This is a genomic window from Streptomyces sp. NPDC058678 (assembly GCF_042714835.1).
Classification (GTDB): Bacteria; Actinomycetota; Actinomycetes; order Streptomycetales; family Streptomycetaceae; genus Streptomyces.
Map to the genome: position 1 here is coordinate 69,782 of NZ_JBHXSG010000019.1, position 24,370 is coordinate 94,151.

The window sequence follows — 24,370 nt, forward strand, 5'->3', positions numbered from 1 at the left end:
TAGTCTCTTTGTTGTCGAAATCTGGAAGAAGTCCAAAGAAGCCCGAAGAAGCTCTCCCTGGGGGACCGTATGGCCATCATCGAAACCGAGGCGTCACTGCACGAGGCGCACCGCGACAACCACACCCACCGGGATGTGAACGGCGGCTGGCTGCGGCCCGCCGTCTTCGGTGCGATGGACGGCCTGGTCTCCAACCTCGCGCTGATGACCGGCGTCGCGGGCGGTTCGGTCGGTCAGCAGACCATTGTCATCACCGGGCTCGCGGGGCTCGCCGCCGGCGCCTTCTCCATGGCCGCCGGTGAGTACACCTCCGTCGCCTCGCAGCGCGAACTCGTCGAGGCCGAGCTGGACGTGGAACGCAGGGAGCTGAGAAAGCACCCGAAGGACGAGGAGGCCGAACTCGCGGCCCTGTACGAAGGGCGAGGCGTCGAGCCGGAGCTGGCCCGGGAAGTGGCGCGGCAGCTGTCCCGCGACCCCGAGCAGGCGCTGGAGATACACGCTCGCGAGGAACTGGGCATCGACCCCGGTGACCTGCCGTCGCCGCTGGTCGCCGCCGTGTCCTCGTTCGGGGCGTTCGCGCTGGGCGCCCTGCTTCCCGTGCTGCCGTATCTGCTCGGCGCCACCGACCTGTGGCCCGCCGTGCTGCTCGCGCTCGTCGGGCTCTTCGCGTGCGGCGCGGTCGTGGCCAGGGTGACGGCGCGGACCTGGTGGTTCAGCGGGCTGCGGCAGCTCGCTCTGGGGGGTGCGGCGGCCGGTGTGACGTACGCCCTGGGCAGCCTGTTCGGAACGGTCGTAGGATAGGTCGGCTGCAAGTTATGCGATGGGCCGCATAAGTAGCCGTTACTCGCTGGTTTCGAATGCTTAACCACCGGGCATGAGCCGTAAGCGCTGTGGGCAATGAGGCCCGCGGCACACCCGCGGGGTGGGCGACGATGCTCTCTCCGCCCCCTCGGGTCGACGGACACCGATCTGTCCGCTTCGGTCCCCATATACCTTGCGCCGCCGAGCGCGGTACCCCCGCCGCGACCCTGCGGCGTCCGCATGTTGGAACGGAGTATCCGGTTCCCGAGATCCGCTCCATCATGTAACCTGCACGAAATTTTGCACTCACGCAGAGGGCCAACGTCGTCCCTCGGCAATCTGCATATGCCACATGACGACGACGGGAGAGCCGATGCGTACGCCGCGCCAGCCGTCCCAGCACTCCACGAATGGCCAGAACCGGTCGTTCATGGATGCTCGCCCTGCTGCGCAGGGTATGTACGACCCCCGCAACGAGCACGACGCCTGTGGCGTCGGCTTTGTGGCCACCCTCACCGGCGAGGCGAGCCACGCGCTGGTCGAGCAGGCGCTGACTGTTCTGCGCAACCTGGAACACCGCGGTGCCACCGGCTCCGAGCCCGACTCGGGTGACGGGGCGGGCATCCTGTCCCAGGTGCCGGACGCCTTCTTCCGCGAGGTGGCCGAATTCGAGCTGCCCGCGGCCGGTGCGTACGCGGTCGGTATCGCCTTCCTGCCGGAGAACGGCGCCGAAGACGCCATCTCACGCATTGAGACGATCGCCGCGGAGGAGGGCCTGACGGTCCTCGGCTGGCGCGACGTGCCGGTCGCCCCCGAACTGCTCGGCGCCACCGCCCGTTCGACGATGCCCGCCTTCCGGCAGATCTTCGTCACGGACGGTTCCTCGACGGACATCACCCTCGACCGCAAGGCGTTCGTGCTGCGCAAGCGCGCCGAGCGCGAGGTCGACGTCTACTTCCCGTCGCTGTCCGCGCGGACGATCGTCTACAAGGGCATGCTGACCACCGGCCAGCTGGAGCCCTTCTTCCCGGACCTGTCCGACCGCCGCTTCGCGTCGGCCATCGCGCTGGTCCACTCGCGCTTCTCGACGAACACCTTCCCGAGCTGGCCGCTCGCGCACCCGTACCGCTTCGTCGCGCACAACGGTGAGATCAACACGGTCAAGGGCAACCGCAACTGGATGGCGGCCCGCGAGTCCCAGATCGTCTCCGACCTGTTCGGCGAGCAGGACACGATCGACCGGGTCTTCCCGATCTGCACGCCGGACGCCTCCGACTCCGCGTCCTTCGACGAGGTCCTGGAACTCCTGCACCTGGGCGGCCGTTCACTGCCGCACTCCGTGCTGATGATGATCCCGGAGGCGTGGGAGAACCACGACTCCATGGACTCGGCCCGGCGAGCCTTCTACCAGTTCCACGCCACGATGATGGAGCCCTGGGACGGACCGGCCTGCGTCACCTTCACCGACGGCAAGCAGGTCGGCGCGGTCCTCGACCGCAACGGTCTGCGCCCCGGCCGCTACTGGGTCACCGACGACGGCCTCGTCGTCCTCGGCTCCGAGGTCGGCGTCCTCGACATCGACCCGGCCAGGGTCGTGCGCAAGGGCCGTCTGCAGCCCGGCCGTATGTTCCTCGTCGACACCGTCGAGCACCGCATCATCGAGGACGACGAGATCAAGGCCCAGCTCGCCGCCGAGAAGCCGTACGCGGAGTGGCTGGAAGCCGGCGAGATCGAGCTCTCCGACCTGCCCGAGCGCGAGCACATCGTGCACACGCACGCCTCGGTCACCCGCCGCCAGCAGACCTTCGGCTACACCGAGGAGGAGCTGCGCGTCATCCTCGCGCCGATGGCCAAGGCCGGTGCCGAACCGATCGGTTCGATGGGCACCGACTCGCCGATCGCCGCGCTGAGCGAGCGTCCGCGACTGCTCTTCGACTACTTCACCCAGCTGTTCGCGCAGGTCACCAACCCGCCGCTGGACGCCATCCGGGAAGAACTGGTCACGAGCCTGCGCTCGTCCCTCGGCCCGCAGGGCAACCTGCTGGAGCCGACCGCCGCGTCCTGTCGCAGCGTCCTCCTGCCCTTCCCGGTCATCGACAACGACGAGCTGGCCAAGCTCATCCACATCAACGCCGACGGCGACATGCCCGGCATGAAGGCCGCGACCCTGTCCGGCCTGTACCGGGTCTCCGGCGGCGGCGAAGCCCTCGCCGCACGCCTCGAGGACATCTGCGCCGAGGCCGACGCCGCCATCGACAACGGCGCCCGCCTCATCGTCCTGTCGGACCGTCACTCGGACGCCGAGCACGCGCCGATCCCGTCGCTGCTGCTCACCGCGGCCGTCCACCACCACCTCATCCGCACCAAGCAGCGCACCCAGGTGGGTCTGCTGGTCGAGGCCGGTGACGTCCGCGAGGTCCACCACGTCGCCCTGCTGATCGGCTTCGGCGCCGCGGCCGTGAACCCGTACCTGGCCATGGAGTCCGTCGAGGACCTGGTCCGCGCGGGCACCTTCCTGTCGGACATCGAGGCCGAGCAGGCCATCCGCAACCTGATCTACGCCCTCGGCAAGGGCGTCCTGAAGGTCATGTCCAAGATGGGCATCTCGACCGTCGCGTCCTACCGCGGCGCCCAGGTCTTCGAAGCGGTCGGCCTGGACGAGCAGTTCGTCACCAAGTACTTCAGCGGTACGGCCACCAAGATCGGCGGCGTCGGCATCGACGTCATCGCCAAGGAGGTCGCCGCCCGCCACGCCAAGGCGTACCCGGCCAGCGGCATCGCGCCGGCCCACCGCGCGCTGGAGATAGGCGGCGAGTACCAGTGGCGCCGCGAGGGCGAGCCGCACTTGTTCGACCCGGAGACGGTCTTCCGCCTCCAGCACTCCACGCGCAGCGGCCGGTACGACATCTTCAAGAAGTACACCGAGCGTGTGAACGAGCAGTCCGAGCGCCTGATGACGCTGCGCGGCCTGTTCGGCTTCACCTCCGACCGGCAGCCGATCTCCATCGACGAGGTCGAGCCGGTCAGCGAGATCGTCAAGCGGTTCTCGACGGGCGCCATGTCGTACGGCTCCATCTCGAAGGAAGCCCACGAGACGCTCGCCATCGCCATGAACCAGCTGGGCGGCAAGTCCAACACCGGTGAGGGCGGCGAGGACGCGGACCGGCTGTACGACCCGGCCCGCCGCTCGTCGATCAAGCAGGTCGCCTCCGGCCGCTTCGGCGTGACCTCCGAGTACCTGGTCAACGCGGACGACATCCAGATCAAGATGGCCCAGGGCGCCAAGCCCGGCGAGGGCGGCCAGCTGCCCGGCCACAAGGTGTACCCGTGGGTCGCCAAGACCCGTCACTCCACCCCGGGTGTCGGTCTGATCTCCCCGCCGCCGCACCACGACATCTACTCCATCGAGGACCTGGCCCAGCTGATCCACGACCTGAAGAACGCGAACCCGCAGGCGCGGATTCACGTGAAGCTGGTCTCCGAGGTCGGCGTCGGCACGGTCGCGGCGGGTGTGTCGAAGGCGCACGCGGACGTGGTGCTCATCTCCGGCCACGACGGCGGTACGGGCGCCTCCCCACTCACCTCGCTGAAGCACGCGGGCGGTCCCTGGGAGCTCGGTCTCGCCGAGACCCAGCAGACGCTGCTGCTCAACGGCCTGCGCGACCGCATCGTCGTGCAGACCGACGGCCAGCTGAAGACCGGCCGTGACGTCGTCATCGCCGCGCTCCTCGGCGCCGAGGAGTTCGGTTTCGCGACCGCGCCGCTCGTCGTCTCCGGCTGCGTCATGATGCGCGTCTGTCACCTGGACACCTGCCCGGTCGGCATCGCCACCCAGAACCCGGTCCTGCGCGACCGGTTCACCGGCAAGGCCGAGTACGTGGTGAACTTCTTCCAGTTCATCGCCGAGGAGGTCCGCGAGATCCTCGCCGAGCTGGGCTTCCGCTCCATCGAGGAGGCCGTCGGCCACGCCGAGACCCTCGACGTGACCCGCGCGGTCGACCACTGGAAGGCGCAGGGCCTGGACCTGTCCCCGCTCTTCTACGTGCCGGAGCTGCCCGAGGGCGCCCCGCTGCACCAGGTCATCCAGCAGGACCACGGCCTGGAGAAGGCACTCGACAACGAGCTGATCAAGCTCGCCGGCGACGCCCTGGCCGCGGACTCCGCGACCGACGCCCAGCCGGTGCGCGCCCAGGTCGCGATCCGCAACATCAACCGCACGGTCGGCACCATGCTCGGCCACGAGGTGACCAAGAAGTTCGGTGGCGCGGGCCTGCCCGACGACACCATCGACATCACCTTCACGGGCTCCGCCGGCCAGTCCTTCGGTGCCTTCCTGCCGCGCGGCGTCACGCTGCGCCTGGAGGGCGACGCCAACGACTACGTCGGCAAGGGCCTCTCCGGCGGCCGGGTGATCGTCCGTCCCGACCGGGGCGCCGACCACCTCGCCGAGTTCTCGACGATCGCGGGCAACACCATCGCGTACGGCGCGACCGGCGGTGAACTGTTCCTGCGCGGTCGCACCGGCGAGCGGTTCTGCGTCCGCAACTCCGGCGCGACGGTCGTCTCCGAGGGCGTGGGCGACCACGGCTGCGAGTACATGACCGGCGGTCACGCGGTGGTGCTGGGCGAGACGGGCCGCAACTTCGCGGCCGGCATGTCCGGCGGTGTCGCGTACGTCATTGACCTGAACCGCGACAACGTCAACGTCGGCAACGTGGACGCGATCGAGGCGCTGGACGACACCGACAAGCAGTGGCTGCACGACGTGGTGCGCCGCCACGCCGAGGAGACCGCCTCGACGGTCGCCGAGAAGCTGCTCGCCGACTGGGACGCCTCCGTGGAGCGCTTCAGCAAGATCATCCCCAGCACGTACAAGGCAGTGCTCGCCGCCAAGGACGCCGCCGAGCGAGCGGGTCTCACCGAGACCGAGATCACCGAGAAGATGATGGAGGCGGCGATCAATGGCTGACCCGAAGGGCTTTCTGAACCACGGGCGCGAGGTCGCCAGGTCCCGCCCCGTCGACGTACGTCTCAAGGACTGGAACGAGGTCTACGTTCCCGGTTCGCTGCTGCCGATCATCAGCAAGCAGGCCAGCCGGTGCATGGACTGCGGCATCCCGTTCTGTCACAACGGCTGTCCGCTGGGGAACCTGATTCCCGAGTGGAACGACTACGCCTACCGCGAGGACTGGGCGAACGCCTCCGAGCGCCTGCACGCCACGAACAACTTCCCGGAGTTCACGGGCCGGCTGTGCCCCGCTCCCTGCGAGTCGGCGTGTGTGCTCGGCATCAACCAGCCGCCGGTGACCATCAAGAACGTCGAGGTCTCGATCATCGACAAGGCGTGGGAGACCGGTGACGTCGCCCCGCAGGCGCCCGAGCGCCTGTCGGGCAAGACGGTCGCGGTCATCGGGTCCGGCCCTGCCGGTCTCGCCGCCGCCCAGCAGCTGACCCGGGCCGGCCACACCGTCGCCGTCTACGAGCGCGCGGACCGCATCGGAGGCCTCCTCCGGTACGGCATCCCCGAGTTCAAGATGGAGAAGCGGCACATCAACCGCCGTATCGAGCAGATGCGCGCGGAGGGCACCCGCTTCCGTACGGGCATCGAGATCGGCCGCGACCTCAAGGCGACCGACCTGAAGAAGCGGTACGACGCGATCGTCATCGCCGCCGGTGCGACGACCGCGCGTGACCTTCCGGCCCCGGGCCGCGAGCTCAAGGGCATCTACCAGGCCATGGAGTACCTGCCCCTGGCCAACAAGGTGCAGGAGGGCGACTTCGTGGCGCCCCCGATCTCGGCCGAGGGCAAGCACGTGGTCGTGATCGGCGGCGGTGACACCGGTGCCGACTGCGTGGGCACCGCGCACCGCCAGGGCGCGGCCTCCGTCACGCAGCTGGAGATCATGCCCCGCCCGAACGAGGACCGGAACCCGGTCTCCCAGCCGTGGCCGACCTTCCCGATGCTCTACAAGGTCACCTCGGCGCACGAGGAGGGCGGCGAGCGGGTCTACTCCGTCTCCACCACCCACTTCGAGGGCGACGAGGACGGAAACGTCCAGTGGCTGCACCTCAGCGAGGTCGAGTTCGTCGAGGGCAAGCTGACCCCGAAGCCGGGCACGGAGCGCAAGATCCCCGCCCAGCTGGTCACCCTCGCCATGGGCTTCACCGGCACCGACCGTGAGAACGGCCTGGTCGAGCAGTTCGGCCTGGAGCTCGACGAGCGCGGCAACATCGCCCGCGACGCCGACTTCCGGACCAACGTGCCGGGCGTGTACGTCGCCGGTGACGCCGGCCGAGGCCAGTCGCTCATCGTCTGGGCGATCGCGGAGGGCCGCTCGGCCGCGCGCGGCGTCGACCGGTTCCTGACCGGAACCAGTGAGCTGCACGCCCCGATCCGTCCGACGGACCGCTCGCTGATGGTCTGACGGCCTCGGCCTCGGCCCACACGAAGCGTCCCGTACAAAGGCGTACGGAACACGAGACGGCGCCTGCCCCAGTCCCCGACCGGACATGGGCAGGCGCCGCCGCATGTGTGGGGGCCGTTCCGCGCTCACTCGTCCGCTCGCACCGTTGGCCCAGGCATGACCGCCGTGCCACCCTGAATGGGATCCCACGGGGAGGCGACGACGTATGGACGGCGCACGATCGGTGGACGAGACGAGGGGTTCCGTCCGCTCCCGCAGGGAGCCCCCCGCCAAGGGCGAGAAGCTCGCCGACTGGGCAGACGGGCGGCTCGGTCTCTACGGGCTGGCCAAGGCCAACATGCGCAAGGTGTTCCCGGACCACTGGTCGTTCATGCTGGGCGAGGTCTGCCTCTACAGCTTCCTCATCCTGATCCTCACCGGCGTCTATCTGACCCTGTTCTTCGATCCGAGCACCACCGAAGTCGTCTACAACGGCTCCTACGAACCGCTCAACGGCGTCCTGATGACCAGGGCCTACGAGTCCACGCTCGACATCAGCTTCGACGTGCGCGGCGGGCTGCTCATCCGGCAGATCCACCACTGGGCCGCGCTGGTCTTCGTCACCGGCATGATGGTGCACATGATGCGGGTGTTCTTCACCGGCGCCTTCCGCAAGCCGCGCGAGCTCAACTGGGTGTTCGGCTGGACCCTGCTGTTCCTCGGCATCCTCACCGGCCTGACCGGCTACTCGCTCCCCGACGACCTGCTGTCCGGCACCGGTCTGCGCTTCGCACACGGCGCGATCCTGTCCGTGCCGGTCGTGGGAACGTACCTGGCGTTCTTCCTCTTCGGCGGGGAGTTCCCCGGGGAGGACTTCATCGCGCGGCTGTACCCGGTCCACATCCTGCTGCTTCCCGGGATCATGCTCGGCCTGGTGGTGGCCCATCTGATCCTGGTCTTCTACCACAAGCACACGCAGTTCCCGGGCGCCGGACGGGACAACAAGTCGGTGGTCGGCATGCCGTTCCTGCCCGTCTACATGGCGAAGGCCGGCGGCTTCTTCTTCCTCGTCTTCGGCATGCTCACGGTGATGGGCGGCATCGCCAGCATCAACCCGGTGTGGGCCTTCGGGCCGTACCGGCCGGATCTGGTGACCACGGGTGCGCAGCCCGACTGGTATCTGGGCTTCTCCGAGGGCCTGATCCGGGTGATGCCGGGATGGGAGATCAACTTCTGGGGTCACACCCTGGAGCTGGGCGTCTTCATCCCCTTCGCCCTCTTCCCGCTGATCATGATCGCCATCGGCGTGTATCCGTTCATCGAGGCGTGGATCACCGGCGACAAGCGCGAGCACCACATCCTGGACCGGCCGCGCAATGCACCCGTGCGCACCGGTCTCGGCGTCGCCTGGCTGAGCCTGTACGCGGTGCTGCTGATCGGCGGCGGCAACGACATCGTGGCCACGCATCTGCATCTGTCCATCAACGCGATCACCTGGTTCGTGCGGATCTCCGTCTTCGTGATGCCGGTCCTCGCCTTCACGGTGACGAAACGGATCTGTCTCGGACTCCAGCGCCGCGACCGGGACAAGGTGCTGCACGGCAGGGAGTCCGGCACGATCAAACGGCTCCCGCAGGGCGAGTACGTCGAGGTCCACGAGCCGCTCTCGCAGGCACAGATGTTCACGCTCACCCAGCACGAGCAGGAGCCGCCGTACGAGATCGGGCCGCTCGTCGACGCGGGCGGCGTACGGCGGCCGGTCAAGGTCTCCCAGCGGGTGCGGGCGCGGCTCGCCAGGGCGATGTTCGGGCCCGACAAGCGGATCGCGAAACCCACGGTCGAGGAGTACCGGGAGCTCACGAGCGGTGATCACCACCAGTGAGGAGGACGGCTGCCCGGCACTCGTCGGGGCCTCCCCAGGCGGTGCGCAGGGCGCGGGCCTTGGTGAGCCAGAGTGACAGGTCGTACTCCGCCGTGTAGCCGATCGCGCCGTGCAGTTGGAGGGCCGTACGAGCGGTGGTGTACGCCGCCTCGCAGGCCGTGACCTTCGCGGCGGCGACGTCCTGCTCGGTCATCGTCAGAGCGGCGCCGAAGAGCAGGGGGCGCGCGAACTCCAACGCGATCTTCGCGTCGGCCAGGTGGTGCTTGACGGTCTGGAACGAGCCCACGGGGACGCCGAACTGGGTGCGCTGCCTGACGTGGGCGACGGTTCTGTCGAGAAGGGCGAGACCGACGCCGAGAGCCTGGGCGGCCGTGGCCAGGCGAGCCCAGGTGAGGGCGAGGGCGGCGGCCGCGATCACCTGCGGGCCGGTGGCGAGGGTTTCTCCCCCGGGCGGTAGGCGGAAGAGACGACGAGCGGGGTCGAGACAGGGGCGCGGGGCGCCGGGCGCGGGGGCCAGGCGCAGCGCGGTCGGGCCCGACCTCTCGAGCCGGACGTCGGTCACGTCCGCGTCCAGCGTGTACGGGCCCGCCGCCAGGGTCGCCGTCGACTTGCCCGAAGCCAGGGCGGGCAGCAGGCGTTCGGCCGGGCCCGTGTCGTCCAGGGCGGCGAGCAGCGTGGCCGCCGCCACCGTCTCCACCAAGGGGCCCGGCACCGCGTGCCGCCCCAACTCCACGAAGGCGACGGCGAGTTCCACGGGCCGGGGGCCCAGCCCTTCGTACGCCTCCGGTACCGCCAGCGCGAACACGCCCGTCTCCGCGATACGGCGCCACAGCGCACGGCCGCTCGTGTGCTCGCCCCGGCTCCAGTCCCGTACCACCGAAGGTGTGTCCGCGGCTGTCAGCATCGCGTCCAGCGCGTCGGCGAACGCGCGCTGCTCGGGGTCCAGGAGGAAGCGCATCAACGGCGTCCCTTCGGCAGGCCCAGCAGGCGCTCGGCGATGATGTCGCGCTGGATCTCGTTGGTGCCGGCGTAGATGGGGCCGGCGAGGGAGAAGACGTAGCCCTCGGACCAGCCTGTGTCGGCACACTCGCCCTCCGGGCCGAGGAGGTCGAGTGCCGTCTCGTGCAGGGCGATGTCGTACTCGGACCAGAAGACCTTGTTCAGGCTGGACTCGGGACCGATCGACTCGCCGTCGAGGAAGCGGGAGGCGGCGGCGTAGGTGAAGAGCTGGTAGGCGCGGGCGCCGATGAGGGCGTCGGCCACGCGGCTGTCGGCGCTCTGCGGGCGGCCCCGTGCCTGCCAGAGCTCGGAGAGCCGGGCGGCGCTCGCGAGGAAGCGGCCGGGGGAGCGGAGGGTCAGGCCGCGTTCGTTGCCGGCTGTCGACATGGCGACCCGCCAGCCCTGCCCGGGCTCGCCGATCACGTCCTCGTCGGGCACGAACACCTCGTCCAGGAAGAGTTCCGCGAAGGCCGGCTTTCCGTCGAGGCGGCCGATCGGGCGGACCGTGACGCCCGGGGCGCGCAGGTCGAACATCAGGTAGGTGAGGCCCTGGTGCGGCTTCGGGGTGTCGGGCTCGCTGCGGAACAGGCCGAACGCGCGGTCCGCGAAGGCCGCGCGCGAGGACCAGGTCTTCTGCCCGCTCAGCAGCCAGCCGCCGTCGGTACGGACCGCCCGCGACCGCAGGGACGCCAGGTCCGAACCCGCCTCCGGCTCCGACCAGGCCTGCGCCCAGACCACCTCGCCCGAGGCCATGGGCGGGAGCACGCGCGCGCGTTGCTCCTCGGTGCCATGCTCGAACAGGGTCGGGGCGAGCAGGTTGACGCCGTTCTGGCCGACCCTTCCCGGCGCGCCCGCCGCGTAGTACTCCTCCTCGAAGAGCAGCCACCGGATCAGGCCCGCGTCCCGCCCGCCGTAGGCCCTCGGCCAGTTGACCACCGACCAGCGGTCCGCGGCGAGTTCGGCCTCCCACGCGCGGTGCGCCGCGAAACCCTCCTCGGTCTCCAGGGAGGGGAGCGGAACGGACGGCACGTGCGCGTGCAGCCAGCCGCGGGCCTCGGCGCGGAACGCCTCGTCGGCGGGGGAGTGGGCCAGGTCCACGGTCACTCTCCTTCCCTAACAAGTGTTTGGTAGGTTAGCGTGCTGTCATGACGAACGTCGAGGCTCCCGCGTACGTTCCCGGGCACGGGCTGCTCGGCGGGCGCACGGCCGTCATCACCGCGGCAGCCGGCGCGGGGATCGGCGGGGCGACCGCGCGCCGCTTCCTGGAGGAGGGCGCGCGCGTGCTGATCAGCGATGCGCACGCGCGGCGGCTGAAGGAGCACGAGACCGAGCTGAGCCGGGAGTACCCGGGGGCGGTGGCGGCGATCCCCTGCGATGTCACCGACGAGGCACAGGTGCGGGCCCTGTTCGACGCCGCCGTGCAGGAGCACGGACGCCTGGACGTCGTCGTCAACAACGCGGGTCTCGGAGGGACTTCGGAGCTCGTCGACATGACCGACGAGCAGTGGTCGACGGTGCTGGACGTGACGTTGAACGGCACGTTCCGGTGCATGCGGGCAGCCCTCCGCCTGATGAGGGGCACCGGCGGCGTGATCGTCAACAACGCCTCCGTCGTCGGCTGGCGTGCCCAGGCCGGGCAGGCGCACTACGCCGCCGCGAAGGCGGGCGTGATGGCGCTGACCCGGTGCGCGGCGATGGAGGCCGCCGCGTACGGGGTGCGCGTCAACGCCGTGTCACCGAGCCTCGCCATGCATCCGCACCTGGTCAAGGTGACTTCGGCGGAACTGCTGGAGGAGCTGACCTCGCGCGAGGCCTTCGGGCGGTACGCCGAGCCGTGGGAGGTGGCCAACGTGATCGTGTTCCTGGCGTCCGGTTACTCCTCGTACATGACGGGCGAGGTCGTCCCGGTCAGCAGTCAGCACCCCTAGGACCACAATGGACCCGTGCCGACCAAGAAGAAGCCCCAGGTGACCGCCACAGAGCCCCCCGCCGCCGCCGCTCGCGACCGCCGACGCGAACTCCTCGACACCGCCGCCGAGGTTTTCGCCGAGCAGGGCTACAACGCCACCACCGTCCGCAAGATCGCGGACCACGCGGGCATGCTCGCGGGCAGCCTCTACTACCACTTCGACTCCAAGGAATCGATGCTGGAGGAGATCCTGCGGACCTTCCTCGACGAGCTGTGGGAAGGCTACGACACCGTCCTGGGTGGCGAGCTCGGGCCGCGCGAGACCCTCGAAGCGCTGGTCACCGAGTCGTTCCGGGAGATCGACCGGCACCGCGCCGCCGTCGCGATCTACCAGAAGGAGAGCAGGCAGCTCGTCACGCACGACCGGTTCGCGTTCCTCGCCGAGTCGCAGCGCAGGTTCGAGAAGGCGTGGCTGTCCACGCTGGAACGCGGGGTCGCCGCCGAGGTGTTCCGGGCCGACCTCGACGTCCGCCTCACCTACCGGTTCGTGCGCGACACCGTCTGGGTCGCCGCGTCCTGGTACCGGCCCGGCGGACAGCACAGCCCGGAGGAGATCGCCCGGCAGTACCTGTCGATGGTGCTGGACGGGATCGCCGTACGCACGTAACTCAATGGGGAGTCTGGGGAGTTGCCATGGCCGAGGCCTACATCGTCGAAGCGGTCCGAACGCCCGTCGGGCGGCGCGGGGGAGGACTGAGCGGGGTCCACCCGGCCGACCTGGGCGCACATGTGCTCAAGGAACTGGTCGCGCGGGCCGGAGTCGACCCGGCCGCCGTCGAGGACGTCGTCTTCGGCTGCCTGGACACCGTGGGCCCGCAGGCCGGGGACATCGCGCGAACCTGCTGGCTGGCGGCCGGGCTGCCCGAGGAGGTGCCGGGAGTGACGGTGGACCGGCAGTGCGGTTCCTCCCAGCAGGCCGTGCACTTCGCCGCGCAGGCCGTGCTGTCCGGGACGCAGGACCTGGTCGTCGCCGGCGGCGTGCAGAACATGTCGCAGATCCCGATCGCCTTCGCGACCCGGCAGGCCGCCGAGCCCCTGGGCTTCACGGAGGGCCCCTTCGCGGGCAGCGAGGGCTGGCGGGCACGGTACGGGGACCGGGCGGTGAACCAGTTCGCCGGCGCCGAGATGATCGCCGCCAAGTGGGGGATCAGCCGGCAGGACCAGGAGGAGTTCGCGCTGCGGTCGCACCGGCGGGCCCTGCGGGCCATCGACGAGGGGCGCTTCGAGCGGGAGATCGTGGCGTACGCCCGGACCGCCGTCGACGAGGGGCCGCGCCGGGACACCTCGCCGGAGAAGATGGCCGCCCTGAAGCCCGTCATCGACGGCGGCACCGTCACCGCGGCCTGCTCCTCGCAGGTCTCCGACGGGGCGGCCGCCATGCTGCTCGCGTCGGAGGGGGCGGTGCACGAGCACGGGCTGCGCCCACGCGCGCGCGTGCACCATCTCTCCGTACGCGGCGAGGACCCCATCCGCATGCTGACCGCGCCCATACCGGCCACCGCCCACGCCCTGAAGAAGACCGGACTGTCCCTCGACGACATCGACCTCGTCGAGATCAACGAAGCCTTCGCCCCGGTCGTCCTGGCCTGGCTGAAGGAGACCGGCGCGGACCCCGACAAGGTCAACGTCAACGGTGGTGCCATCGCTCTCGGGCATCCGCTGGGCGCGACGGGCGTCAAGCTGATGACGACCCTGCTGCACGAACTGGAGCGCACCGGGGGGCGGTTCGGGCTGCAGACCATGTGCGAGGGCGGCGGGCAGGCCAACGTGACGATCATCGAGCGGCTCTGAGGACATCGAGCGGCTGTGACGCTCACGGGGGCGTACTCAGCCGCTCCCGTACCTCCTCCGCCTCCTTCATGATCCGCTCCACCAGCTCCGCGCACGACGGCAGGTCGTCGATCACCCCGGCGACCTGCCCCGCGGCCATGACCCCGAGATCGGTACGGCCGTCCACCATCGCCGACCTCAGCAGCATCGGCGTGTTCGCGGCGAGCAGGACCTGGCTCCAGGTCAGGTCCTTGCCGTGCTTCATGGCGAGCCCGTCGCTGACCAGCCGGCGCCAGGTCAGCCCGGACAGCTTCCGATAGCCCGCCGCTCTTCTCACGGCCTGGAGCAGGGCCCTCGTGCGGCCGGCGTGCTCCAGGGCCTCGACCAGTTCCGTACGGAGCATGCGGTGCGGCAGGCCGTCGACCGCCCGTGTCACGGTCACGTCCCGGACCGTCGCCGCCAGATACCGGGCCTTCACCGCGTCCGGCACCGTCGAGTCCGAGGTGAGCAGGAACCGCGTGCCCATGGCGACGCCCGCCGCGCCGTACGCCAGCGCCGCTACCAGGCCCCGCCCGTCGTGGAAGCCGCCCGCCGCCACGACCGGGATGTCGACGGCGTCCACCACCTGCGGCAACAGCACGGTCGTCGCCACCTCGCCGGTGTGCCCGCCGCCCTCGCCGCCCTGCACGATCACCGCGTCCGCCCCCCACGCCGCGACCTTCTCGGCATGCCGCCGCGCGCCCACGGAGGGGATGACCACGACGCCCGCCGCCTTGAGCTCGGTGATCAGCTCGGGGGAGGGCGCGAGGGCGAAGGACGCGACCCGCACGCCCTCGTCGATGACGATCCGCACCCGGTCGCCCGCGTCCCCGGCGTCCGCGCGCAGATTCACCCCGAACGGCCGGTCCGTACGGGACTTGACCTCCCGTACGGCGTCCCGCAGCCGGTCGAGGGTCATCGTCGCGGAGGCCAGGATGCCCAGCGCGCCCGCGTCGGCCGACGCGGAGACCAGGCGCGGGCCCGCCACCCAGCCCATGCCGGTCTGCACGACGGGATGGCGGACGCCGACCAGCCGGGTGAGCGCGGTCTCCATCAGCCGGCCTCCCGATCAGGTACCTCACGGGTACGGGCGCCTTCCGGATCGATCACCTCGCGGATCAGCTCCAGTTCGCGGGGCGTCGGTTCACGGGTGTACGGCACCTCGTCCGGCACGGTCAGTTCGAAGCCGGTGGCCTCCCCGACCTGGTCCACGGTGACGCCCGGGTGCAGCGAGGCCAGCCGCATCGAGTGGTCGGGGGTGGCGAAGTCGAAGACACCGAGGTCGGAGACGACCCGGGGGAGGCGGTGGAAGCGGGCCGTTTCCGGATGCTCGGCGGCACGGTCGTATCCCACCCCGCACACCATGTCGACGCGCTCGACGAAGACCCGCCTGGAGTGCCGCGGGATCCAGTAACTCGTCGGGTTGTTCAGGGTGTTGACCGGCGCTCCCCGCACACCGAGCAGCTGCCGCTTCGGCCTCGCCCAGTCGCCGACGCAGGAGATGTTCTGGTTGCCGAACCGGTCGATCTGGCTCGCGCCCATCATCACGTGCCGTCGCCCGCCGGTGACCAGGGTGAGGTGCCGGCGGTAGGGCAGCCAGCCCTCGACGGTGCCGTCCGGGTCGACGAGCATGGCCTCGCCGTCGGTCAGCAGCAGGTCCGGTGCGAAGGTACGGCGGGCCAGGCGGGCGCCGACGGACGGGACCAGGCCCATGGGGCTCGCCAGGATCTCGCCCGCGTCCCGCCAGGCCTCGGCGCAGGCGATCACGCAGTACTCGGCGCGGCTGACGGCGGTCATGCGCCCTCCCTGACTGCCCTCTGGTAGGACTGCTCGTCCCCGTCGAGGAACCGCGCCGCGAACTCCGCCCAGGGCGTGGTGGCGTACCGCTTCTGGAACGCCTCGTCCCGGCCGTAGTCGGGGGCGCAGGACGTGAAGTGGGCGCCGTTCGGGGCCTCGACGACGCCCGTGACCGTGTGGCGTTTGATCAGCAGGGTCTGCGGGGCGGCGTCCTTCGTCAGCTCGGCCGTGTCCACGATCCGCTCGCAGGACAGGTACGCGGTGTCGGCCGCCTCGCAGAACAGGTCGTCGAAGTACGGGTCCGGGCCCAGGTACTGGCCGTTGCCCCGCCGGTCCGCGCGGCTCACGTGCACCAGGGCGGCGTCCATCCGCAGGGCCGGCATCGCCACGAACGTCTCCCCATCGTCGTACGGCGACGTCACCGTCCGCAGGCCCGGGCTCACCCGCATCACGTCCGAGCCGATCCCGGCCCGCACCGGCAGGAAGGGCAGCCGGTTCGCGGCCGCCCGCAGGCCCCACAGGAACATCGCCTCGTCGATCTCCATCAGTTCGAGGGCGCCGCGCTCGCGGGCCGCGCGGTAGTGCGGTTCCAGGGGGATGGAATCGAGGGTGACGAAGGCGGTGACCAGCTTGCGGACACGGCCGGCCGCGGCCAGCATGCCGACGTCCGGACCGCCGTACGAGACGACCGTGAGGTCGGTGACCTCGGACCGTAGCAGCGCTCTGACCAGTGCCATCGGCTTGCGGCGCGAGCCCCAGCCGCCGATGCCGAGCGTCATGCCGCTCTCCAGGCGGCCGACGGCTTCCTGGGCCGACATGGTCTTGTCGCTCACCGGATGGCCTCCTTGCCGAAGGTGTCGCGCACCCGGCCGGCGACGCCGCCGAGGTTGGCCTCGAAGGTGAAGCCCTGTTCGAAGCGGTAGCTGCGGCGAACGTCGACGGGGTCGATGCCGTTGATGGCGGCCTTGGCCAGCCGGATGAGGTGGCCGTCCTTGGCGGCGATCTCGCGGGCCAGCTCCAGGGCGGCTTCGCGCAGTTCCGCGCGCGGGACGACCCGCCACACCGAGCCGTGCGCGTGCAGCTCGGCCGCGGTCGCGGTGCGCGAGGTGTAGTACAGGGCGCGCATCAGGTGCTGCGGGACCAGCCGGGCCAGGTGGGTGGCCGCGCCGAGTGCGCCCCGGTCCAGCTCGGGCAGGCCGAAGGTCGCGTCCTCGCTCGCCACGATCGCGTCCGCGTTCCCCACCAGGCCGATCCCGCCGCCCAGGCAGAACCCCTGCACGGCCGCGACCACGGGCACCTCGCACTCGTACACCGCCGCGAAGGCCTCGAAGCAGCCGCGGTTCGCGCCGATCAGGGCCTGCTGTCCCTGCGTCTGTATCTCCTTGATGTCCACACCCGCGTTGAAACCGCGCCCCTCGGCGGCCAGCACCACGCACCGGACCCCGGTGTCCCGGCCGGCCGCGCGCACGGCGTCGGCCAGCGCGAACCAGCCCCGCACCGGCAGGGCGTTCACCGGCGGGAAGTCGACCGTTACGACGGCTATGCCATTTTCTTCGGGCCCCTTTTCCGGGGACGAGGTGGAGACACCCATGGCCGCATCAGCTACCTTTCCACCAAACGTTTGTTAGGTGGAGGGTAGCGGCGAATGGAGCTGAACGGGAAGGTCGCGGTCGTCACCGGCGGTACCCGAGGCGTCGGCGCCGGGATCGCGAGGGCCTTGGTGGAGGCGGGTGCGGAGGTCGTCGTCTGTGCGCGCCGGCCGCCGGAAGCCCCGGTGCCGAAAACCGAGTTCGTGCCGCTGGACGTACGGGACAGCGAGTCCGTACGGCGGTTCTTCGCCGAGCTGCCCGGTCTCGATGTCCTGGTCAACAACGCGGGCGGCGCCCCGTACCGTCCGCTCGCGCGGGCCGAGCCCGAACGTCACGTCCGTGTCGTCGAGTTGAATCTCCTCGCCCCGCTGACCGTGTCCCTCGCCGCGTACGACCACCTCAAGCGGGCCCAGGGCTCGATCGTGATGATCGGCAGCGTCAGCGGCAGCCGCCCCTCGCCCGGCACGGCGGCGTACGGGGCGGCCAAGGCCGGCCTGGAGCACCTGGCCCGCTCGATGGCCGTCGAGTGGGCGCCGGAGGTCCGCGTGAACACCCTCGTCGTCGGCATGGTCCGCACCGAGCTGTCCCACCTCCACTACGGCGGCCCGGACGGCATCGCCGCGGTCGCCCGCACCGTCCCCCTCGGGCGGCTGGCCGAGCCGTCCGACGTCGGCGCGGCCGCGGTCTTCCTCGCCTCGGACGCCGCCGCGTACATCAGTGGGGCCTCGCTGCTCGTCCACGGGGGCGGGGAGCGGCCCGCGTTCCTCGATGCCGCAACCGCCGACAAGGAGAGCTGAGATGAGCGCACCACCGCTGTGCGAGGGACGCGTCGTGATCGTCACGGGCGCAGGCCGCGGGCTCGGTCGCGCGCACGCCCTCGCGTACGCCGCCGAGGGCGCCCGGGTCGTCGTCAACGACCTCGGCGTCGGCCTCGACGGCACGCCGGGCGGCGACAGCCCCGCCGGCCGGGTCGCCGACGAGATCCGCACGGCCGGCGGCGACGCGGTGGCCCACGCCGGGGACATCGCCACGACCGAGGGCGCCGCGTCCCTCGTACGCACCGCCCTGGAGACGTACGGCCGTCTCGACACCCTCGTCAACAACGCCGGGTTCCTGCGCGACCGCACGCTGGTCAACCTCGACGAGGACGACTGGGACGCGGTCGTACGCGTCCACCTGAAGGGCCACTTCCTGCCGCTCAAGCACGCGGCGGCGCACTGGCGGGCGGAGGCGAAGGCGGGGCGGACTCCGGTGGCGCGGGTCGTCAACACCAGCAGCGGGGCAGGGCTGTCGGGGTCGGTGGGGCAGGGCAACTACAGCGCGGCGAAGGCCGGGATCCTCGGGCTGACGCTGGTCGCGGCGGCGGAGTTGGGACGGTACGGCGTGCAGGTCAACGCGATCGCCCCGGCCGCCCGGACCCGGATGACGGAGGAGACGTTCGCGGAGGCCATGGCGAGCCCCGCGGGTGGCTTCGACGCGATGGCCCCCGAGAACGTGTCGCCGCTGGTGGTCTGGCTCGGCTCGGCCGCGAGCGCGGGCGTCACCGGGCGGGTCTTCGAGGCCGAGGGCGGCCGGATCACCGTCATGGAGGGCTGGCGGCCGGGGCCGAGCGCCGACAAGGGCGCACGGTGGACACCGGCCGGCGCGGGGGACGCGACGCTGGAACTGCTGGCGGAGGCGGAGGTTCCGCGGGCGGTGTACGGCGCGTGACAGGGGTGGGGCAGGGGGCGCGCACAAGGTCTCAGCCGTTCCCCGGCGGACCCCCCGGTGCCACCAGCCCCGTCTCGTACGCGAGGACCACCGCCTGGACGCGGTCGCGGAGGTCCAGTTTCGACAGGATGCGGCCGATGTGGGTCTTGACCGTGGTGGGGCTGAGGAACAGCCGGTCCGCGAGTTCGGCGTTGCTCAGACCCGTCGCGAGGAGCCGCAGCACCTCCAGCTCGCGTGGGGTGAGGTCGGACAGGTCACGGGGGAGGGCGGCCGGTCGGGCCTCCTCGCGGTGGGCGAAGCGTTCGATCAGGCGGCGGGTGATGGCGGGTGCGAGCAGGGCGTCACCGGACTGCACGAGGCGTACGGCGGCCACCAGATGCTCGGGGGTGACGTCCTTGAGCAGGAAGCCGCTGGCCCCGGCGGTGAGCGCGGCGTAGACGTAGTGGTCGAGGTCGTAGGTGGTCAGGATGATGACGCGCGGGCCGTCCGGGTCGCTGTCGGCGAGGATCCTTCGGGTGGCCTCGATGCCGTCCATCCGGGGCATCCGGATGTCCATGAGGACCACGTCGGGCCGGGTGCGCCGGACCGCGGCGACCGCCTCCGCCCCGTCGGCCGCCTCGGCCGTCACCTCGATGCCGTCCGCGGCCAGGATCATCCCGAAGCCGGTCCGCACGAGGGCCTGGTCGTCGGCGATGACCGCGCGCAGCGCCGGCGGCCGGTTCACGCCGCCCGCCAGGGGATCCGGGCCGTGACCCGGTAGCCGCCGGCGAGGGTGGGACCGGCCGTCAGCTCACCGCCGTAGACCGCGAGGCGTTCGCGCAGCCCGATCAGCCCGCGGCCGTTGCCGTCCGCGGGCGGGGAGTCGCGGACCGCGCCGGTGTCGGTGACCTCGATCTCCAGACAGTCGCCGGCGTAGCCGATCGTGACGCCGGCGTCGGCGCCGGACGCGTGCTTGATCGTGTTGGTCAGCGCCTCCTGCACCACGCGGTACGCCGCCAGGTCCACCCCGGGCGGCAGCGGCTGGGGCGGCAGCGACACCGCGACGCCCACCGGGGTCCCGGCGGCGCGCACCCGCTCGATCAGCGCGTCGAGCTGCCCGAGGCCGGGCTGCGGCTCCAGACCGTCGACGGGAGTGTCGGTGCCGCCGAGGTCCGGGGCCGCCAACAGGCCCATCACATGGCGCAGTTCGGCCATCGCGGCCCTGCCTCCGGCCTCCACCGCCAGCAGTGCCTCCTTCGACCGCTCCGGTGCCGCGTCCATCACCTTGCGGGCCGCCCCCGCCTGGATGACCATCACGCTCACATTGTGGGTCACGACGTCGTGCAACTCGGCGGCTATCCGAGCCCGTTCCTCCTCGACCGCCCGGCGCATGTCCTCCTCCTGAACCCGCTGCAACTCGGCGAACCGGTCCCGGCCTGCCGCCAGGCGCCGCTGCCAGAACCGGACCGTCCCGGCCAGCACCCCGGCGGCCAGGAGCACGACCACGGGACTCGACCACCCCGGCAGGATCGGATCCGTCTGCCGGAACGCCAGGCCGGCCGGCACGGCGGCGGCGACCAGACAGGCCGGCGCCAGGGTCCGGTACCGACTGTGCTTCACCGCGCTGTAGGCGCCGATGACACAGGTCAGCACAGTGATCCAGGTGGCACGGTCCCCGATGCCCAGCGCCGCGGCCAGCACCACCGCGAACACGGCCAGCGGATACCGGCGCCGGGCCGCGAGAGGCAGCGCCGACAGCAGCACCAGGGGCCAGGGCAGCGCGGAGATCTCGTCCTCCACGACCCGCGCACCCGGTGTCGGCGGCTGGGGCGGGACGGGCACCCCGTACTCGTCCCTCGGCACGACGAACGCCGGCCCGTCACCGGGATACCGCGCCGCCACGACCAGCGCCACCACGGTCAGGACGACCGCCAGCACCACGTCCGCGCGCATCGCACGCCGTGACAGCGGGGCGCCCTTCGCCTCCGGCCGCAGCGCGTCCCGCAGTTGCCGGCGCCACCCGGGCCGCTCCTCCGTCTCCATCGGCTCATTGTGTGGCCGACGCGCCCCGGCCGCGTCCGCCTGGACGACCAGGTCGGCCAAGGCACCGTCCCGCAGGCGTACTTCGCAGGGATGACCCCGCGAACGGGTCCTCCGCGGGGAGGGCCGCATGTCGGTGCCGCGGCCGACGCGCCCGACGAGGCCCCGCCCCTAGGTTCACCGGGACCCGACCGGGCACGAGCGACCGTAAGGACGGACGACTCCCATGACCTCCCTGGCACCGACGACGCCCCTGGCCACCACCACACACGTGATCGAACTGGCGGGCGTGGCCAAGCGCTACGACAGCGCCGGCGCCCCCGCCCTCGGACCGCTCGACCTCGCGATCGCGCAGGGCGAGGCCCTCGCCGTCACGGGCCCCTCCGGCAGCGGCAAGTCCACGCTGCTGAACCTCGTCGCCGGCCTGGACCGGCCCACCGAGGGCACGGTGACCGTCGCCGGGCGGCGGATCGACCGGCAGAGCGAACACGCGCTGGCCCGGTTCCGCCGTGAACGGATCGGCATGGTCTTCCAGTTCTTCAACCTGCTCGACGACCTCACCGTCGCCGACAACATCCAGCTGCCCGCCCAGCTGACCGGCACCACGCGCCGCCAGGCCGCGGCCCGCGCCGGTGAGCTCATGGAGGTGCTCGGCATCCAGAAGCACGCCCGCGCCTACCCCGGCCGCCTCTCCGGCGGCGAACGCCAGCGGGTCGCGGTCGCCCGCGCCCTGGTCAACCGGCCCGCGCTGCTGCTCGCCGACGAGCCGACCGGAGCGCTCGACACGGCGTCGGGGCAGGACGTACGGGACCTGTTGGTCGATCTGCACCGCGGCGGCCAGACCATCGTGCTGGTCACCCACGACCTCGCGCTGGCCCGGGCCTGCGCGAGCCGCACGATCCACCTGGTGGACGGTCATCTCGCCCTCGACACCACGGTGGAGGCCGTCCGATGAGCCGTTTCGCTGGCGGGGCACTCGCTCGGGTCGTCCGCTCCGGGGTGGGCCGGCGGCGGGTGCAGACCGTGGTGATCGCCGTGGCGGTGATGATGGCCGTGGCCTCGGCCGTGGTCGCCGGATCGCTGATGGTCGCCGCGGACGCCCCCTTCGACAAGGCCTTCGCCCGGCAGCACGGTGCCCACATCACCGCGGAGTACGACCCGGCGAAGGCGAGCACGGCACAGCTCGAGGCCACCGGCCGCCTGGACGGCGTCACCGCGACCGCGGGACCGTACCCCGTCACGACGATCCGCGCGGTGGACGAGGGCGGCGGCCACCTGCAGCCGCCCCTCACCCTGGCCGGGCGGTCCACCCCGCACGCCGACGTGGACGACCTGGACCTGTCCTTGGGCCGCTGGGCGACGAAGCCGGGCGAGATCGTCCTCACCTCTCAGGTCGCCGGCCCCGCCTTCGAGCTCGGCACCACACTGAGGACTTCGGACGCCGCCGACGCCCCCACCCTGACGGTCGTCGGCATCGCCGTCTCGGCCGCCCGGACCGCCGACGCCTGGGCAACCCCCGCCCAGGTCACGGCACTCGCCTCGAAGGAAACCCCGGTCACCGGCCAGATGCTCTACCGCTTCGACTCCGCGGACACCAAAGGACACATCACCGCCGCCCGCAAGAAGCTCACCGCCGCCCTGCCGGAAGGCGCCCTCCTCGGCACCCGGTCCTACCTGGACACCAAGCGTGCCGCCGACGCGGGCGCGGCGCCCACCATCCCGTTCCTCATCGCGTTCGGCGTGCTCGGCATCGCGATGTCACTGATCATCGTCGGCAGTGTGGTCAGCGGCGCGGTCGGCACCAGCCTGCGCAGGATCGGCATCCTCAAGGCCATCGGCTTCACCCCACGCGAGGTCGTGCGCGCCTACGTCGCCCAGGCACTCATCCCGGCGGGCGTCGGCATCGCCCTGGGCGTCGTCCTCGGAAACCTGCTGGCCGTACCCCTGCTGGACGGCACCGAGCAGGTGTACGGCACCGCCTCGCTGACGGTGGCCTGGTGGGTGTCCGTCGTCGTACCGGCCGCCGCGCTGCTGGTCGTCGGCATCGCGGCGCTGATCCCCGCACTGCGGGCCGGACGGCTGCGCACGGTCGAGGCCATCGCGATCGGCCGCGCGCCCCGCACCGGACGCGGCCAGTGGGCACACCGGGCGGCGGGCCGGCTGCCGCTGCCCCGCGCGGTGACCTACGGCCTCGCCGCACCCTTCGCCCACCCGGTCCGCACCGCCGCCATGCTGCTCGCGGTGGCCTTCGGCACGGTCGCGGCGACCTTCGCGGTGGGCCTGACCTCGTCCCTGAACGCGGTCGGCGAGGCACAGGATCCCGAGAACCGCGCGGCGGTCACCGTCTTCACCGGCGCCGCCGGACCGCCCGGCGCCCACGGACCCGCCCCCGCGGCCGGCACCGCCGACCCCCCGGCCGCCGCCGACCCGGCACGCGTGCGTGCCGCCATCGAGGCGCAGGCCGGCACGGCCTCGTACTACGGCAAGAGCCAGACGGACGTCACCGTCGGCGGGGTCTCCGGCATCGTCCGGGCCAGCCTCTACCAGGGCGACTCCCGCTCCGGCGCCTACGAGATGATCTCCGGCCACTGGATCACCGGCCGCGGCCAGGTCGTCGTACCCTCGGGCTTCCTGGAGAAGACCGGCACCGAGATCGGCGACACGGTACGGGTGACCTCCCAGGGGCAGCCGCGGACCCTGCGCATCGTCGGCGAGGCCTTCGACACCTCCGACGACACACTGGAGATCCACGCGAACCGCGCCGACTTCCCCGCGGCCGAACCCGGCGTGTTCCTCGTCGAGGTGAAACCGGGCGTCTCGGCCACCGAGTACGCCCGGGACCTCGCGGCGACGGTCCAGCCCCTGGGCGGCGACGCCGGCGCCAACTCCCCCTCGCAACAGGACAACATGGTCCTCATCCTGAACGCGATGGCCGCGCTGCTCACGCTCATGCTGGTCTCCGTGGCCGGACTCGGCGTGCTCAACTCCGTGGTCCTCGACACCCGCGAGCGGGTCCACGACCTGGGGGTGTGCAAGGCGCTCGGCATGTCACCGCGCCAGACCGTGGGTCTCGTCCTCGCCTCGGTGGCCGGGATCGGCGTACTCGGCGGACTGCTCGGCGTACCGGCCGGATTCGCCCTGCACGCCTACGTGCTGCCGGTCATGGGACACGCGGCGGGCACCGACCTGCCACCGTCGGTCCTCGACGTGTACGACACCCCGCGGCTGGTGCTGCTGGGGCTGGCCGGCGTCACCATCGCCCTGCTGGGCGCGCTGCTCCCGGCCGGCTGGGCGGCGAGGACCCGTACGGCGACGGCCCTGCGGACCGAGTAGCGGAGCTGTCTCCCGCTGTCTCCTGCTGACTCCCGCTGTTCTCCGGACGCACGGGCTC

At 71.5% G+C, this 24,370-nt stretch carries 19 protein-coding genes; 11 read left to right on the forward strand and 8 right to left on the reverse strand.

Going from position 1 to position 24,370, the window contains the following annotated elements:
• Positions 1 to 69 precede the first annotated feature (69 nt).
• From ACFWWR_RS19165 to ACFWWR_RS19180, 4 genes are all read left to right on the forward strand, one after another.
• The gene (locus ACFWWR_RS19165) at positions 70 to 801 is read left to right on the forward strand and encodes a VIT1/CCC1 transporter family protein (protein WP_383860470.1); all 732 of its coding nucleotides are present in this window, start codon (positions 70 to 72) and stop codon (positions 799 to 801) included.
• A gap of 373 nt (positions 802 to 1,174) precedes the next feature.
• Positions 1,175 to 5,770, forward strand: coding sequence for a glutamate synthase large subunit (gene gltB, locus ACFWWR_RS19170; RefSeq protein WP_383860821.1), 4,596 nt, complete (start codon positions 1,175 to 1,177; stop codon positions 5,768 to 5,770).
• On the forward strand, positions 5,763 to 7,226 hold the full coding sequence (locus ACFWWR_RS19175) for a glutamate synthase subunit beta (RefSeq protein WP_383860473.1): 1,464 nt from the start codon (positions 5,763 to 5,765) through the stop codon (positions 7,224 to 7,226). Before gltB ends, ACFWWR_RS19175 begins: the two co-directional genes overlap by 8 nt.
• 205 nt (positions 7,227 to 7,431) lie before the next feature.
• On the forward strand, positions 7,432 to 9,087 hold the full coding sequence (locus tag ACFWWR_RS19180) for a cytochrome bc complex cytochrome b subunit (RefSeq protein WP_383860476.1): 1,656 nt from the start codon (positions 7,432 to 7,434) through the stop codon (positions 9,085 to 9,087).
• Here the strand turns inward: ACFWWR_RS19180 and ACFWWR_RS19185 are convergent.
• Positions 9,062 to 10,045: an acyl-CoA dehydrogenase family protein gene (locus tag ACFWWR_RS19185; protein ID WP_383860479.1), complete on the reverse strand. Its 984-nt coding sequence runs from the start codon at positions 10,043 to 10,045 to the stop codon at positions 9,062 to 9,064. The genes ACFWWR_RS19180 and ACFWWR_RS19185 overlap by 26 nt on opposite strands.
• Complete coding sequence (locus ACFWWR_RS19190) at positions 10,045 to 11,184, reverse strand: acyl-CoA dehydrogenase family protein (RefSeq protein WP_383860482.1); 1,140 nt, start codon at positions 11,182 to 11,184, stop codon at positions 10,045 to 10,047. The genes ACFWWR_RS19185 and ACFWWR_RS19190 overlap by 1 nt, the downstream gene beginning before the upstream one ends.
• 47 nt (positions 11,185 to 11,231) lie before the next feature.
• Here ACFWWR_RS19190 and ACFWWR_RS19195 point away from each other — a divergent pair, with 47 nt between their 5' ends.
• The 3 genes from ACFWWR_RS19195 to ACFWWR_RS19205 are packed head-to-tail and all read left to right on the forward strand — an operon-like array spanning position 11,232 to position 13,846.
• A complete protein-coding gene (locus ACFWWR_RS19195; protein WP_383860485.1) occupies positions 11,232 to 12,014 on the forward strand; it encodes an SDR family oxidoreductase in 783 nt (260 codons plus the stop codon).
• 15 nt (positions 12,015 to 12,029) lie between these two features.
• On the forward strand, positions 12,030 to 12,662 hold the full coding sequence (locus ACFWWR_RS19200) for a TetR/AcrR family transcriptional regulator (protein ID WP_384304356.1): 633 nt from the start codon (positions 12,030 to 12,032) through the stop codon (positions 12,660 to 12,662).
• Positions 12,663 to 12,688: 26 nt separating this feature from the next.
• On the forward strand, positions 12,689 to 13,846 hold the full coding sequence (locus tag ACFWWR_RS19205; RefSeq protein WP_383860491.1) for an acetyl-CoA C-acetyltransferase: 1,158 nt from the start codon (positions 12,689 to 12,691) through the stop codon (positions 13,844 to 13,846).
• Between the two features lie 22 nt (positions 13,847 to 13,868).
• Here ACFWWR_RS19205 and ACFWWR_RS19210 read toward each other — a convergent pair whose 3' ends face one another.
• The 4 genes from ACFWWR_RS19210 to ACFWWR_RS19225 are packed head-to-tail and all read right to left on the reverse strand — an operon-like array spanning position 13,869 to position 17,252.
• Positions 13,869 to 14,918, reverse strand: coding sequence for an NAD(P)H-dependent flavin oxidoreductase (locus tag ACFWWR_RS19210; RefSeq protein WP_384304358.1), 1,050 nt, complete (start codon positions 14,916 to 14,918; stop codon positions 13,869 to 13,871).
• A complete protein-coding gene (locus tag ACFWWR_RS19215; protein WP_383860497.1) occupies positions 14,918 to 15,661 on the reverse strand; it encodes a CoA-transferase subunit beta in 744 nt (247 codons plus the stop codon). Before ACFWWR_RS19215 ends, ACFWWR_RS19210 begins: the two co-directional genes overlap by 1 nt.
• Positions 15,658 to 16,494 carry a CoA transferase subunit A gene (locus ACFWWR_RS19220; protein ID WP_383860500.1) on the reverse strand — a complete coding sequence of 279 codons (837 nt, stop codon included), beginning with the start codon at positions 16,492 to 16,494 and terminating at the stop codon, positions 15,658 to 15,660. Before ACFWWR_RS19220 ends, ACFWWR_RS19215 begins: the two co-directional genes overlap by 4 nt.
• Positions 16,491 to 17,252, reverse strand: a complete 762-nt coding sequence (locus ACFWWR_RS19225; RefSeq protein WP_383860503.1) for an enoyl-CoA hydratase family protein — start codon at positions 17,250 to 17,252, stop codon at positions 16,491 to 16,493. Before ACFWWR_RS19225 ends, ACFWWR_RS19220 begins: the two co-directional genes overlap by 4 nt.
• Positions 17,253 to 17,306: 54 nt before the next feature.
• On the opposite strand from ACFWWR_RS19225, the gene ACFWWR_RS19230 reads away from it, so the two are divergent.
• Together ACFWWR_RS19230 and ACFWWR_RS19235 are read left to right on the forward strand one after the other, a co-directional pair.
• A complete protein-coding gene (locus tag ACFWWR_RS19230; RefSeq protein WP_383860506.1) occupies positions 17,307 to 18,047 on the forward strand; it encodes an SDR family oxidoreductase in 741 nt (246 codons plus the stop codon).
• A gap of 1 nt (position 18,048) precedes the next feature.
• Entirely contained in the window at positions 18,049 to 18,960 is a 912-nt protein-coding gene (locus ACFWWR_RS19235) for an SDR family oxidoreductase (RefSeq protein WP_383860509.1), read from the forward strand.
• Between the two features lie 31 nt (positions 18,961 to 18,991).
• Here ACFWWR_RS19235 and ACFWWR_RS19240 read toward each other — a convergent pair whose 3' ends face one another.
• Positions 18,992 to 19,696 (reverse strand): response regulator, encoded by a 705-nt coding sequence (locus ACFWWR_RS19240; protein ID WP_383860824.1) that lies wholly within the window; start codon positions 19,694 to 19,696, stop codon positions 18,992 to 18,994.
• Positions 19,681 to 20,982 (reverse strand): sensor histidine kinase, encoded by a 1,302-nt coding sequence (locus tag ACFWWR_RS19245; protein WP_384304360.1) that lies wholly within the window; start codon positions 20,980 to 20,982, stop codon positions 19,681 to 19,683. The genes ACFWWR_RS19240 and ACFWWR_RS19245 overlap by 16 nt, the downstream gene beginning before the upstream one ends.
• A gap of 223 nt (positions 20,983 to 21,205) precedes the next feature.
• Between ACFWWR_RS19245 and ACFWWR_RS19250 the strand changes: the two genes are divergently transcribed.
• The gene (locus tag ACFWWR_RS19250; RefSeq protein ID WP_384304363.1) at positions 21,206 to 21,934 is read left to right on the forward strand and encodes an ABC transporter ATP-binding protein; all 729 of its coding nucleotides are present in this window, start codon (positions 21,206 to 21,208) and stop codon (positions 21,932 to 21,934) included.
• Entirely contained in the window at positions 21,931 to 24,312 is a 2,382-nt protein-coding gene (locus ACFWWR_RS19255; RefSeq protein WP_384304366.1) for an ABC transporter permease, read from the forward strand. The genes ACFWWR_RS19250 and ACFWWR_RS19255 overlap by 4 nt, the downstream gene beginning before the upstream one ends.
• Positions 24,313 to 24,370: the final 58 nt, after the last annotated feature.